Below are 13063 nucleotides of genomic sequence, written 5' to 3' on the forward strand. Positions count from 1 at the left end.
CTTACAGAGACGGCTTGAACCACGAGCAATCTATGTCCACACCGAATTTATCCGTTTCTGTTTTGACCCTGGCGATCCTGCACGCGTTTGCCGCACCGGCCTTTGCCGCGAATGACGCCGCCGAAGCAGCCGACCCACAGGCCCAGAGCATGGCCGAAGTCGTCGTCACGGCCAGCAAGGCGCCGGCCGCCAAGCGCGCCTCCGTCGGTGGTTTTTCCGACGCGCCGCTGCTGCAGACGCCGGCGTCCGTCACCGTCATTTCGCAAAAAGACATGCAGGACTTGCAGATCCGTAATCTCAGCGATGCCGTCAAGCTCGACGCCAGCATCAACGATGCCTACAACGCCGTCGGCTATGCGGAACAGTTTTCCATCCGTGGCTTCAAGCTCGACAACAATTCCAGCTACCGCAAGGATGGCGTGGCCATTCCTGGCGACACGCAAATTCCGCTGGAAAACAAGGAACGCATCGAAGTGCTGAAAGGCCTGGCCGGCTTGCAGGCAGGCGTGGCCGCGCCGGGCGGCGTGATCGACTTCATCGTCAAGCGCCCCACCGCCGCGCCGCTGCGCAGCGTCACCGTGGAAACGCGCGAGCGTGGCACCCTGTATGGCGCCGTCGACCTGGGCGGCCGCCTGGAAGACACGCGCTTCGGCTACCGCGTCAACGTGGCGGCCGAGCGCCTGCGCTCCTACATCAAAGGCGCGGATGGCAACCGCAAGTTCATTTCCGGCGCCTTCGACTGGCAAATCTCGCCGCAAGCGCTGCTGCAACTCGATGCCGACTACCAGGACAAGGCGCAGGCGACGGCGCCCGGCTTCCAGCTGCTGAATAACACGACCTTGCCGACCGGCATCAGCGCCGACGCCATGCTCAACCTGCAGCCGTGGACGCGCCCCGTGGAAACCGTCACCAGCAATATCGGCCTGCGCTTCCAGTACGCATTCAATGACGACTGGCGCGCCACCCTGTCGGCCAACCAGCACTCGTTCAAGCGCGACGACTACACGGCCTTCCCGTACGGCTGCAGTGCGCAAGACCTGTACCCCGGCTTCTGCGGCAATGGCGACTACGACGTGTATGACTACCGCAGCCTGGGCGAGACGAAAAAGCCGCTGAGCGCGCAAGCCATGATCCAGGGCAAGTTTGCCACCGGTAGCCTGCGCCATGAATTCACGGCCGGCGTCTCGACCTTCCGCCGCAAGGACCGCGCGGGACTGTACGTGTATGACTGGGCTGGCGTGAGCAACATCTACCACCCGCAGATCGTCGACATGTCGATCGGTGTGCAAGGCCCCGTGCGCCTGGTGCGCAAGGACACGGAAAACTCCGTCTTCGTGCAGGATATCGTCAGCCTGGCGCCGAACTGGAAGCTGCATGGCGGCTTGCGCCATATCGACGTCGACGGCTACCAGTATGTGCTGAAGGCCGACAAGGAAATCCGCGCCAAGCACGACTTCCTGCTGCCCAACGTCTCGCTCGTCTACACCCCGCTCGACAATATCTCCGTGTATGCGGCCTATTCGCAAGGCATGGAACATGGCGGCACGGCCGACCGCAAGGCGATGAATGCCAACGAAGAACTCACACCCAGCCGCTCCAAGCAGATCGAGCTTGGCGCGAAGATGGATGTGACGCCGGACTTTATGGTGGCGGCCAGCCTGTTCCAGATCCGCAAGGGCCTGGAATTCCAGAATACCGCCGGCTACTTCGTGCGCGAAGGCCAGGCACAGCACCGTGGACTGGAATTGTCGGCCCAGGGCAAGGCAACTTCCAACCTGAGCCTGGGCGCCTCCGTGACGGCCCTGAACAGCCAGCAGTCAGGCACGGGCAATGCCACCCTCGATGGCAAGCGCGTGCCCAACGTGCCGGCCTTCAAGGCAGCCGTGCATGCGGACTACGCCGTGCAACAGGTGGCGGGCTTGAGCGTCAATGGCAGCTGGGAGTTTGCTAGCAAGAAAGCGTTTGAGTACAACAACACGACCTTCGTGCCGTCGTACAACGTGTTCAACCTGGGCGCCGCCTGGGCCACGCGCATCGCCGGCACGCGCGCCGTGCTGCGCGCCAGCGTCAACAACGTGGCTGACAAGTTCTACTGGCGCGACGTGACGCCGGAGTCCGACGGCTATCTGTATCCGGGCGCCAGCCGCACGTTCAAGGTGTCGGCACAGTTTGATTTTTAATTGAGGGAAATGGCAGGCGCTGCAGCTAGCGCCTGCTGCAGCAAGGGCGCCGCCTGTTCCAGGCGTGCCTCCAGGCTGTCGTGCAGCACGTGGTACACAATGCCGCGCGCGTCGAGCTCGTCGAGCAGGTAGCGGTAGATCAGCTGGCGCACGGCTTCGGACTCGCGCTGCAAGCCGTCGGCCACCCAAGGGCTGTCGGGCGCCGTCACCAACGTCAGATCGTACTGCGTGGCATCGGCCAGCGCCGCCAGCGGCGCATCGGCGCCATCGAAATAATGACGGCTGTAGACGACCGTCATCAACGGCGTCGTGTCGCAAAACAGGAAGTTGCGCGCTTGCGCGGCGGCTGCCGCCTCGCGTTCGACTTGCGTGCGCGCAATGCCATACTGGTCGGCCGCGACGGGCACCCTGCCCTGCATCTCGACGAACTCGCGCAAATATTCCGGTACCCAGACGGTGCCGTAGCGTTCGGCCAGGGCGGCTGCCAGCGTCGACTTGCCCGACGATTCCGCGCCGAGGATGGCCACGCGCACGCAGTTGACCATCACTTGAGAACCATCGCGCTTGGCGCGGCCGGCGCCGACTTTCTCCACGCCAGCAAGCCGATGATGGCCATCACGACGAAGAACGCATACAGCACGGCCGTCAGGGTCAGGCCCTTGTGCAGGTACAGCCACACGTACAGCACGTCGACGATGATCCAGGCGATCCAGTTTTCCAGCTTCTTGCGCGACAGCAGGAATTGTCCCACCAGACTGCCTGCCGTGAGGAAACCGTCAGCATGGGGCACGTCCGTATCCGTCGTCGTCAGCAGCCAGGCGATCAGCAGGAAGCCGACCAGCCAGCCCGCGCCGCAAGCCAGCCAGCCGCGGCCATCGAGGCGCGTGACGGGCAGGGTCTTGCCGCCGCTGGCCGGATGCAGCCACTGGTACCATCCCCAGAACGAGACGCTGATGAACAGCAGTTGCAAAGCCATGTCGCCATACAGGCGCGACTCGAAAAACACAAAACCGTAGGCGGCCGAGGAAATGATGGCGAACAGCCACGCCCAGTGATTCTGGCGGATGTTCAGCGCAACGGTTGTCAGTGCCAGGACAAAGGAAATCAGTTCAAGCGGCGTGGTGGCAAAACCCAGCAGGAGAAGCGTATCGTTCATGGGAATCGTGATGAGGCTGGTGGTGCAGTATGCAATACCGGCCATGAATAAGCAAGATTGCCCGCAGCGTCAGCCCCGCCCCTCCCTTGTTCAACCGGCTCAGGCAAAGCCTCCCTTGACGGCGCGCGCCAGCGTACGCCGCACGACCAGCTTGTGAAATGGCCGGATCAGCAGGATGTAGCTACGCCCTATCCAGTTATGGCAATGCACGACGGTGGAAAAGGTGATGCTGCCATGCAGCCCCGCGTCCCGGTTGCGCAGCACGGACAAACGGAAGTCCAGGTGGCTGTCGTCCTCGCCCACGATGATTTCATCATCGCTGACAGCGTAGATGCGAAAGATGCCGATGCGTCCATCAGGCTTGGCCGCCAGCTGTTTCGCCGTCTTGATGCCGAAGGGCGTGACAATAATGTCGCGCACCGCCAGCAGCCACTGCGCCCAGCGCGGCTGGCTGCACAGCACCACGCGCGCCAGGGCCTGCATATCCATCTGCCGCACGCCAGCGCTGGGCAGGCCGACGGCATACGCGTCGGCCAGGTTGCTGCCCTGGTACAAGGGGGCGATGCTGGCGCCGGGCGGCATGGCCACGGCGCGTACCACGTTGCTCATCTCTTGCATGTGCTCTCCATGTGTTCAGTGATAACATGGCCATCATACACGACAATGTGAACAGCGATAACATAGAATGAACACAAGCAGCAATTATCACCATGGCAACCTGCGCGACACCCTGGTCGCCGCCACCATCGCGCAACTGGCGCAGCAGCACGACGCCACCCTCTCGCTGCGCGAACTGGCGCGCACGGTGGGCGTATCGATCGCCGCCGTGTACCGCCACTTCCCCAGCAAGGAAGCCTTGCTGGCCGAGGTGGCGGCGGCCGGTTTTGCCAGCCTGATCGCCAAATGGGAGGCGGAACTGCCGCCGCAGGGCAGCCTGCCCTCCGATCAGCGTTTTCAGCTGCTGGGCCAGCAATACATCGAATTCGCCCTGGCCGCACCGGCCCACTACCGGCTGATGTTCGAGCACCAGGACGTGCGCCAGTTCCCCGCCCTGCTGGAAGCGGCGCAAGCGTGCTTTCAGTACGTGCTGCAGACGGCCTGCGCGGCCGTGCGCGAAGCGGGCCTCGACCCGCGCTGGGACAAGGCCGCCGCCAGCGCCGGCTGGTCGCTGGGCCACGGCTACGTGATGCTGCTGCTGAGCGGCCGCCTGGCCATGACGGAGAGCGGCGACGATTTGTCGCCAGCCATGGTGCCGCGCTTTTTCCAGTTGCCGGTGGAGGCCTTGCGGCAGGCGCGTCAGCAAACGGGAGAACAACCGTGATGACCATCGCCAGATGCGCCCGCTGATCATGCAGGATCCCATGGACTCATCCACTGTCCCGGGCACCGAGGGCTACGCAGACAATGCAGGAGGGCTCATCGCCCGATATGAAAGCGTTGCCTTCCTGGATAAATACCGTCCCGTTGCCCATCTCTTGCCGATGCGGCCAGGCGCCGTGCTCGACATCGGCGCCGGAACCGGCGGCGACGCGGCGTGGCTGGCAAGCCTGGGGCACACGGTGATCGCGCTTGAGCCCGTTGCCGCCTTCCGCGCAGCGGGCATGCAGGCGCATACGATGGCCAACCTTGAATGGATCAACGACAGCCTGCCCGCCCTGTCCACGATAGGCGCGCGCCACACCAGGTATGACCTGATTGTCGTCGCTGCCGTCTGGATGCATCTGGCGGCGGAAGAAAGGATGGAGGCGATGGGCAATATCAGCACATTGCTCAAGCCCGGCGCAGTACTCGTCATTTCCCTGAGGCAGGGTCCGCCCCCGGAAGGCCGCCGCATCTTTGACGTATCCGCCAGTGAAACGGTAGACCAGGCGATGCGGCATGGGCTCAAGGTCATGCTGAGCACGCAGGCGCCATCCGTCCAGCTACAGAACCGCCAGGCGGGAGTAAGCTGGTCCTGGCTTGTCTTTGAGAAATGATTCAAGCTGAAGCAGCCTACGCCAGGGAGCTGAGAGGCAGGCACTCAGCCGAGACCAGCCATTATTTTATGCATGCTTGACATGGGGCTGGCAACGACGGCCGATGGTCACGCCAGAAGGCCTTGGCGCACCTGGTCGAGCAGCCGCTCCTCCTCATCCGTATCGGCATCGATTTGCGTGACCACGGTCCAGAATGGCACGCACGTCCTGATCTGCTCGAAAGCATGGCTCGTTTCAAGCCGCACCATGGTTTTTCTCAGGCTGTGCAGATAGCCTTCCTCGATGGCATCGAGCAATTCGTCATCGGCAGCGTCGATCAGCTCGATCAGCGCGCCTTCTATCGTTGCATGCCCCTCTTCCCATAGTTGGCCAATTTCCGGCACATCGACTTCCATGCACTCGTTCGACCAGTCCGGCGGGTAGTCACCACGCGCCCGGTTGTCGGGATCAGTATCAAAGCTCAGCGAAAGGGACGGGAACGAGACGGCGTTGAAGGCAAACGCTGAAAATGCCTGGTCCTTGAATCGGGACGCGCCCAGCAGTGCCAGCGACGCGCTGGCCAGCTTGAGCCAGGTTTCTTCAACAGCGTATGCCGCTTCAAACGTTTGCCAGTCAGGCAGCGAATCGGGAGTCAGGGGCATGGTGGGCCTGTTAAAAAAAGAATAAAGTTGAATAGGAATTATACGTGGCGCAGCCGCAAAAAAGCCGCATCAGCCCTGCGGCGGATGCGGCTTTCATTTCAACCAAGAAGGATTATTTCTTGGCGGCTTTCGGATACTTGATGCTCATTTCCTGCAACAGGTTATCCGCGTGGTCCACTTCCTTCATCACCCACAGCATGTAGCGGATATCGAGGTGGATGGCGCGCGTGATGGCCGTGTCGAAGTACCAGTCCTTGGTGATCGATTCATACGTCGAGTCGAAGTTCAGGCCGATCAGTTCGCCGCGCTTGTTCATCACGGCCGAGCCGGAATTGCCGCCCGTGGTGTCGGCGCTGGTGAGGAAGTTGACGGGAACCGTGCCCAGTACCGGATCGCGGAACTGGCCGTAGCGTTTTTGCTTGACGGCATCGATCAGCGCTTGCGGCGCTTCGAACGGGGCCTTGCCGGTGACTTTCTCGACGATGCCGTCCACGGTCGTGAACGGCCCCTTGGTCAAGCCATCGCGCGGCGAGTATGGCGATACGGTGCCGTACGTTACGCGCAGGGTCGAGTTGGCGTCAGGATAGACAGGCTTGCCTTGCGACTTCTTCCATGCGATCACGGCTTGCATGTATTGCGGAATCACGCGTTCCAGGTTGCCGTCGATTTCCTTGCGGCGCTCTTCCAGCGCCACGTCCACCGGATGCAGCTTGATGGCCAGCGCCATGAAGGCGTCGTCGGACTGGGCAACAGCGGCCTGGTCCTTTTCCAGCCAGGCCAGGCGCTTGGCCGTGTCAGCCAGTTGCGTCTGCTGGTACAGGGCGGCCACGGCCGCTGGTGCCGGCAGCAGCGCGTCCAGGCCTTGCGGATGGCTCTTCGCCGCCAGTTGCGCGTAACGCTTCAGGCCAGCTTCAAAGCGTGCCTGGTCGACCTTGTTGACGTAGGACTGTTCCAGGCGGGCCAGGCGGGCCTTGATGAAGGCCAGGTCGCGCTGCTGGAAGCCCGATTCGCGCTCGGCGTCCGCTTTCTGGCGCTCCAGCGACAAGCGGTAGATGGTGCGCGCGCTTTTCAGCAAATCGCTGTTGGTGGCCACGCTCCAGGCGAACTCTTCTTCGCTCAGGGCCATGTCGCTGGCGATCGCCGCGTCCAGTTCGGCCAGCAATGTCGGCGACACGTTCGGCTGCTTGGCGTACCAGGCGCGGAACTCGGCATCCTGCACGTCCTTGATGGCGGCGATGTCCTTGCGCGCGAAACCGTCGAGCAAGCCCTGGGTTTTCTTCAGCACGTTGTTGATGCTTTTCACCACGCTGGCATAGCGCACGGCGGCGGCCGCGTCGCCATTCGTCGCATCGGCCATCACGGCCAGGTCCGCTTGCAGTTCCGATACTTTCAGGGGGAAAGCCGTATCGCGTGCAAAACGGATTTCCGCCGGCAGCTTGTAGCGGCTGGTGCGGCCGGGGTAGCCCGCCAGCAAGATGCCGTCACCGGCTTTCAAGCCTTCGGCCGAGACCACCAGGAAATCCTTCGATTTGTATGGCACGTTGTCGGGCGACGGGTCGGCCGGACGGCCATCCTTGCCCACGTAGGCGCGCAGGAACGAGTAGTCGCCCGTGTGGCGCGGCCATTCGTAGTTGTCGATGTCGCCGCCGAAGTTGCCGATCTTGTCCGATGGCGCGTAGACGAGGCGCACGTCGCGTATCATCATCTGGCGGATGCGGTAGTACTCGAGGCCGCGGTGGAAGGCGGGCACGGAGCAGCGGTACATCTTGTCCGTTTCGCATTCGGCGATCAGGTCCTTGACACGTTTTTCCACGGCTTCGTGGCGCGCGCGGCCGCTCATGTCGGCCGTCAAGCCTTTCAGCACGCGGTCGCTGACGTTCTCCACCTTGTCCGTTACATACACGAGGCTGTTCGGACCGCCCGGCAGCTCTTCGGCGCGCGTCTTGGCCAGGAAGCCGTTGGTGATGTAATTGTGTTCCGGCGTGGAATTGCGCTGCACGGCGCCATAGGCGCAGTGGTGGTTCGTCACCACCAGGCCGGCGTCGGAGACGAAAGCGGCCGAGCAGCCACCGAGCGACACGATGGCGCTCATCGGGTGCTTGCTCAGGTCGGCCAGTTTTTCTGCAGGAATTTCGATGCCGACCCGTTTCAGTTCGGCTTTCAGCTGTGGCAGTTGGTGTGGTTGCCATTGCCCTTCGTCGGCGTGTGCGCCGGCGAACGCGCCCAACAAGGCGACTGGTAAAACGATTGTTTTGAACAAGATATGCCCCTCCATAAAAGCAGGCGAAAGTATAGCCTGTCCAGGCGAGCTGAGTCGGCAAAAATTAACCGGTTGCAATTTCCGTATCAGGCGGCCGGCTGTCCCACTCCCTGCAGGGGTATCTGCAGGGCCAGCCGGCAACCAGCGCCCGATGCCGGCAAGCCCACATAAAAGTGCCCGCCCAGCGCCGTCACCCGCTCGGCGATGCCGATCAGGCCAAAGCACTGTTTCTTGCGCTGCTGCTGCGGCGTGATGCCGATGCCGTTGTCGCTGATGACCACATACACGGCGCAGGCATCCGAACTGAACTCGATCTCGACCTGGCTGGCCTGGGCATGGCGCATGACGTTGCTCAGCGCTTCTTGCACGATGCGGAACAGCACGATCTCGGCCTGGCTGCCGATGGCGGCAAACAGAGCCTCGTCGCGGATCAGCAGGCGGCAAGCGACGCCGCTGCGCTTGCGGAAGTCGCCCACCTGCCACTCGATGGCGGCCTGCAAGCCCAGGTCCAGCGCCATCGGGCGCAGCTCATTGATGATGCCGCGCACGCTCTTGATGGTGGTGTCGACATTGCTGAGCACGGCGCCGACCCGACGGTGCAAGCGCGGATGGGAACCCTCGGTGCGCGCGCTGAGCATGGAAATATCGATGCGCAGCGCCAGCAGGTTTTGCCCAAGTTCATCGTGGATATCGCGTGAAATGCGCTTGCGCTCGTCTTCCTTGGCCGTTTCCAGGTGCAGCGCCAGCTGGCGCAGCTGCGCATGCGACTGGCGCAGGGCGCCATCCATCAGCTTGCGTTCGGTAATATCCGTGTGCGCCACCACCACGCGCAGCGGCCCTTCGCCGAGGAAACGGCTGACCCTTGCCTGCGACCAGCGGGGGCCTGAGCGCATGATAAATTCATACTCGAGCGCAAACGTGTCGGCACGGCCGGCAATGACGGAGCGGATGCCGGCGGCCAGCTCGCGTCCGGCGCTGCGCTGCCAGCGCGGGTCCGTCTCGCAAAATTCCAGGTACTGCAGCGGCCGTGGCGTTTGCCCGACAAAATCCACGCACGCCTGGTTGGCATGCGCGACGCTGCCCGCCTGGTCCAGCACCAGCACCCGGTCCGTCAGCGAATCGATGGTGGCATGAAAGAAACGCTCAGCATCGCGCAAGGCCTCTTGCGCCCGCTCACGCTGCTGCACTTCCAGCTGCAGATGCTGGTTGGCGTGCAGCAATTCAGCCGTGCGGTCGATGACGCGCTGGTCCAGCTCGCGGTGCAGTTCGCGCAAGTCCGCCTCGGCCAGCTTGCGCTCGGTGATATCGGAAAACACGCCGACAAAATGGCTGATGGTGCCGTCCGCCATGCGCATGGGCGTGATCGACAGCGATTCGACGAAGCGCTCGCCATTCTTGCGCCGGTTCACCAGTTCGCCATACCAGCTGCCATCCCGGTGCAGGCTGCGCCACATGGTTTCATAGAAATGCGGCAAATGCGTGCCGCCGCCGAGAAAGGATGGATCGCGCCCGATGGCTTCCTCGGCCTGGTAGCCGGTGATGGTGGTGAAGGCTGGGTTGACGGAAATGATGCGGTTGTCGCTGTCCGTCACCAGCACGCCTTCGCGGATGCTGTCGAGGATGACAAAGGCGCGCCGCAAGGCCGATTCGCGCGCATGCTCGTCGCCCAGGTCCGTCACCAGCATGCGCGCCGTGTCGCTGGCCGCGTCAAAATTGGCTTCGATGCGCACCATGCCGCCCGCCGAGCCGCCGAACAGCTGCGCTTCGAGCACTTGCCGCGCGCCGCTCGTGAAGACGGCGTCGAGGAAGCGGCGAAAGCTGCCCTGCGCCTGGGGCGCGACGAATTGCTCGAAACGCCGCCCCAGCAGCTGGTTCCTGTCGCGCTGCAGCAAGCCGCAGGCCGCCACGTTGACACGCGTGACGACGCCCTCGGGCGCCAGCGAGAAGTAACTGACGGGCGCCTGTTCATACAGCTGCGCATAACGGTCGCGGCTGTTTTCATATTCATTCTTCAGCTGTTCCAGCTCGGCCAGGGCCGCGTTCTGCATTTCCAGCTCGATCTGGCTGACCTGCAACTCATGCAGCTGGCGTATCACGTCTTCATTCGACTGCGGCACGGGCTGGCGCTGCTGCGCTGCCAATTGCTCGGCCTGCTCTCGCAATCTGGCCGGCACGTTGCCCTCGTCGAATGGTTCGCTCATGACACGTTCTCGCCGCTATTGCCTGCCGCCGTGGCGCCGGACTGGATCTGGCGCAACTGGGCTTCCAGCAGTTTCGATTCCGTGATGTTGATGAAGGTCACCACCACGCCATCGATCACGTTTTCGATCGTGCGGTAGGGCATGATGCGCACGTTGTACCAGCGCCCCGTCTTGGTTTCCACTTGCCGCTCGCAAAACACGAGGCTGCGGATCACTTCCAGCGCATCGTCTTCCAGGCTAGGATAGTCGAGGTCGTTGACGATGTCGCTGAGCGGGCGGCGCAGGTCCGTCTGGATCAGCTTGTAGATTTGCGTGGCCGGCGCCGTGAAGCGGCGGATGCGCAGGTCGCTGTCGAGGAAAATGGTGGCGATATCGGTGCTGTTGAGCAAGTTTTTCATGTCGCTGTTGACCAGCGACAAGTCGTCGACCTTCGATTGCAGCTCGGCATTGACCGTGTACAGCTCCTCGTTGAGCGACTGCATCTCTTCCTTCGAGGTGGTCAGCTCCTCGTTCGTCGATTGCAGCTCTTCATTGGTCGACTGCAATTCCTCGTTGGCCGATTTGAGTTCCTCGCGCGACGTCTGCATCTCGTCGCGCACGGCCTGGATTTCATTGCGCGCCTGCGCCAGCTGCTGCTCCAGTTCCAGCACCTTCGGATTCGGCGAACGGCCGCGGCGCGCCTCGGTCACCAGCGGCGCACTGGAGAACGTCACGAAGACCATGCCGCGCAGGGACTCGGGCTGGCTCAGCGCTTCAGCGCTCAGATCCACGCCCAGGGATTGTCCCAGATGGTCCTTGACCACCAGCCCCTTCAGGCGCACCACACTTTCGCTTTGCAGGGCTTGCTTGATCAGGCTCGCCAGCTCGTAGCGCAAGCCTTCGCGCGCCATGGCATGGATATTCCAGTTGGCCTTGCCGGCCGCCGGTTCCAGGAAGGCGCCCGTGCGGCCGTTGATGTACAGGATGTCGCCATCCTGGTTCAGCAGCGCGGCGGCAGGCGAATATTTCTGGAGCAATAATTGCTCGACATGGGATTGAATCTTTCCAGTCATGCTGACTTCTCTCGTGTCGCTAGGTGTAGGGGGGGATGCCAACGATACCTTGGTGGGGAAATACGTGGGCAGTCGCTGGCGCGCCAGGTTGTCGAGGCGGCGGTACAGCCGTGTCGACGTGGTCAGGGGCGAAAACAGGTCGGAAAAATGGCCGGGCGTGTCGGCGCTGCCCAGCAGCAAAATGCCGTCGCGGTTCAGCGCGTAATGAAACAAGGGTATCAAACGCTGCTGCAGCTTGGCATTGAGGTAAATCAACAGATTGCGGCAGCACAGTATGTCTAGCTTGGTGAACGGCGGGTCAGAGATGATGTTTTGCTGGGCAAAGATGATCGTGTTGCGTATCTCCTTCTTCACGTGGTAGCCGTTCTTGTCATTGACAAAGAAACGCTCGATCCGTTCGGCGGACACGTCGCTGATGATGCTGTGCGGAAAGCGGCCCTGGCGGGCGCGGTCGATGGCGTCGGCCGACAGGTCGGTGGCAAAAATCTGCAGGCTGTATTTCGACGGCGGATTGATGCTGGCCACCACTTCATGGAACACCATGGCCAGCGAATACGCTTCCTCGCCCGTGGAACAGGCGGGCACCCAGGCCTTGAAGGCCCGCCCGTCCGGGTGGGACGCCAGCAATTGAGGCAAGGCCACCATCTTCAGGTATTCCCACACCTTGGGGTCGCGGAAGAAGTTCGTCACGCCGATCAGCAATTCCTTGAACAGCAAGTCGATTTCGGCGGGATTGGCGCGCAAATACGGCACGTATTCTTCCATCGACTTCATTTGATACAAGCTCATGCGCCGTTCGATGCGCCGCAGCACCGTATTGATCTTATAATCGGTAAAGCTGTTGCCCGTATGCTCGGACAGCAAGGCAACAATTTCCTGCGGGGAATTGCGCCCGTTCGGTTCATGCCCGGGCAAGCTGAGAAAACTGCTGCGGAACAGATAGGTGATGATCTTGTCCGGCATCTTGTCGGGGAAATCGACCAGGTCGACCACTTCGGCGGCAATCGCGCTTTGCGGCATCATGTCGAATTTGGCCGTATCGGGATGCTGGGCCAGGGTCAGGCCGCCTGCCTGCTTGATCGCCTGCAGGCCGCGCGTGCCGTCGTTGCCCATGCCGGAAAAAATCACGCCGACGGCCAGTTCGCCCAGCTCGCTTGCAAGGCTTTCGAAAAAGGTATTGATGGGCAAGCGGTGGCCGCGCAGCTGCACCGGCTCGCTGAGCACGAAACGCCCTTTGGACAGGCCCAGGTCGGCATTCGACGGAATCACATAGATGTGATTGGGCCGCAATTCCGCCTGGTGCGTGATTTCCGTGACGGGAATGCTGGTGGCGCGCTGCAGCAGTTCCGGCAGCATGGCCTTTTGCGTGGGATCGAGATGCTGGATCACCACATAGGCAATCCCGCTTTCCTGCGGCACGTTGGCCAGGAAAGCGACGATGGGATCAAGCCCGCCGGCGGAAGCGCCGATGGCCACCACCGGGAAAACGATGGCGGCCACTTCGGGAACGGAAGTATTGCTGTGTTTACTGCGTGTCATCGTCTGCAAGATAGCAGCCACGGCCAAAGCGTCAGGCTGAAAATTAATAATCTTGCAT

Annotated in this window: 10 protein-coding genes; 3 read left to right on the top strand and 7 right to left on the bottom strand. The window is 62.3% G+C overall.

What is annotated here, in order from left to right:
* The first annotated feature begins 32 nt into the window (after positions 1–32).
* Positions 33–2180: a TonB-dependent siderophore receptor gene (locus MRBLMS1_RS05275; protein WP_485878215.1), complete on the top strand. Its 2148-nt coding sequence runs from the start codon at positions 33–35 to the stop codon at positions 2178–2180.
* Here the strand turns inward: MRBLMS1_RS05275 and MRBLMS1_RS05280 are convergent.
* The 3 genes from MRBLMS1_RS05280 to MRBLMS1_RS05290 form a co-directional block, all read right to left on the bottom strand.
* On the bottom strand, positions 2177–2725 hold the full coding sequence (locus MRBLMS1_RS05280) for an AAA family ATPase (protein WP_485878980.1): 549 nt from the start codon (positions 2723–2725) through the stop codon (positions 2177–2179). The two genes, MRBLMS1_RS05275 and MRBLMS1_RS05280, sit on opposite strands and share 4 nt — an antisense overlap.
* Positions 2725–3336, bottom strand: a complete 612-nt coding sequence (gene pnuC, locus MRBLMS1_RS05285; RefSeq protein ID WP_128142519.1) for a nicotinamide riboside transporter PnuC — start codon at positions 3334–3336, stop codon at positions 2725–2727. The genes MRBLMS1_RS05280 and pnuC overlap by 1 nt, the downstream gene beginning before the upstream one ends.
* Before the next feature lie 99 nt (positions 3337–3435).
* The gene (locus tag MRBLMS1_RS05290) at positions 3436–3954 is read right to left on the bottom strand and encodes a DUF2867 domain-containing protein (RefSeq protein WP_034749875.1); all 519 of its coding nucleotides are present in this window, start codon (positions 3952–3954) and stop codon (positions 3436–3438) included.
* A 67-nt stretch (positions 3955–4021) separates the two neighbouring features.
* On the opposite strand from MRBLMS1_RS05290, the gene MRBLMS1_RS05295 reads away from it, so the two are divergent.
* Both MRBLMS1_RS05295 and MRBLMS1_RS05300 read left to right on the top strand, forming a co-directional pair.
* A complete protein-coding gene (locus MRBLMS1_RS05295; protein WP_485878217.1) occupies positions 4022–4657 on the top strand; it encodes a TetR/AcrR family transcriptional regulator in 636 nt (211 codons plus the stop codon).
* Between the two features lie 40 nt (positions 4658–4697).
* Positions 4698–5312, top strand: coding sequence for a class I SAM-dependent methyltransferase (locus MRBLMS1_RS05300; RefSeq protein WP_485878219.1), 615 nt, complete (start codon positions 4698–4700; stop codon positions 5310–5312).
* A 107-nt stretch (positions 5313–5419) separates the two neighbouring features.
* Here the strand turns inward: MRBLMS1_RS05300 and MRBLMS1_RS05305 are convergent, their stop codons facing one another.
* The 4 genes from MRBLMS1_RS05305 to MRBLMS1_RS05320 form a co-directional block, all read right to left on the bottom strand.
* Positions 5420–5953, bottom strand: a complete 534-nt coding sequence (locus MRBLMS1_RS05305; RefSeq protein ID WP_485878220.1) for a hypothetical protein — start codon at positions 5951–5953, stop codon at positions 5420–5422.
* A 112-nt stretch (positions 5954–6065) separates the two neighbouring features.
* Positions 6066–8213, bottom strand: a complete 2148-nt coding sequence (locus MRBLMS1_RS05310; RefSeq protein WP_485878222.1) for a S46 family peptidase — start codon at positions 8211–8213, stop codon at positions 6066–6068.
* Positions 8214–8299: 86 nt separating this feature from the next.
* Positions 8300–10414 (bottom strand): PAS domain-containing sensor histidine kinase, encoded by a 2115-nt coding sequence (locus MRBLMS1_RS05315; protein WP_485878223.1) that lies wholly within the window; start codon positions 10412–10414, stop codon positions 8300–8302.
* Complete coding sequence (locus MRBLMS1_RS05320) at positions 10411–13005, bottom strand: chemotaxis protein CheB (protein WP_485878224.1); 2595 nt, start codon at positions 13003–13005, stop codon at positions 10411–10413. The genes MRBLMS1_RS05315 and MRBLMS1_RS05320 overlap by 4 nt, the downstream gene beginning before the upstream one ends.
* Positions 13006–13063: the final 58 nt, after the last annotated feature.

The organism is Massilia sp. LMS1-1-1.1 (assembly GCF_040815535.1).
Taxonomy (GTDB): Bacteria; Pseudomonadota; Gammaproteobacteria; order Burkholderiales; family Burkholderiaceae_D; genus Janthinobacterium; species Janthinobacterium aestuarii.

What these genes read in the sequence shown, in the direction of transcription:
- MRBLMS1_RS05320 (WP_485878224.1), bottom strand. Translation starts at nt 13,005, where the DNA reads ATGACACGCAGTAAACACAGCAATACTTCCGTTCCCGAAGTGGCCGCC.
- MRBLMS1_RS05300 (WP_485878219.1), top strand. Translation starts at nt 4,698, where the DNA reads ATGGACTCATCCACTGTCCCGGGCACCGAGGGCTACGCAGACAATGCA.
- pnuC (WP_128142519.1), bottom strand. Translation starts at nt 3,336, where the DNA reads ATGAACGATACGCTTCTCCTGCTGGGTTTTGCCACCACGCCGCTTGAA.
- MRBLMS1_RS05280 (WP_485878980.1), bottom strand. Translation starts at nt 2,725, where the DNA reads ATGGTCAACTGCGTGCGCGTGGCCATCCTCGGCGCGGAATCGTCGGGC.
- MRBLMS1_RS05275 (WP_485878215.1), top strand. Translation starts at nt 33, where the DNA reads ATGTCCACACCGAATTTATCCGTTTCTGTTTTGACCCTGGCGATCCTG.
- MRBLMS1_RS05315 (WP_485878223.1), bottom strand. Translation starts at nt 10,414, where the DNA reads ATGAGCGAACCATTCGACGAGGGCAACGTGCCGGCCAGATTGCGAGAG.
- MRBLMS1_RS05305 (WP_485878220.1), bottom strand. Translation starts at nt 5,953, where the DNA reads ATGCCCCTGACTCCCGATTCGCTGCCTGACTGGCAAACGTTTGAAGCG.
- MRBLMS1_RS05295 (WP_485878217.1), top strand. Translation starts at nt 4,022, where the DNA reads ATGAACACAAGCAGCAATTATCACCATGGCAACCTGCGCGACACCCTG.
- MRBLMS1_RS05290 (WP_034749875.1), bottom strand. Translation starts at nt 3,954, where the DNA reads ATGCAAGAGATGAGCAACGTGGTACGCGCCGTGGCCATGCCGCCCGGC.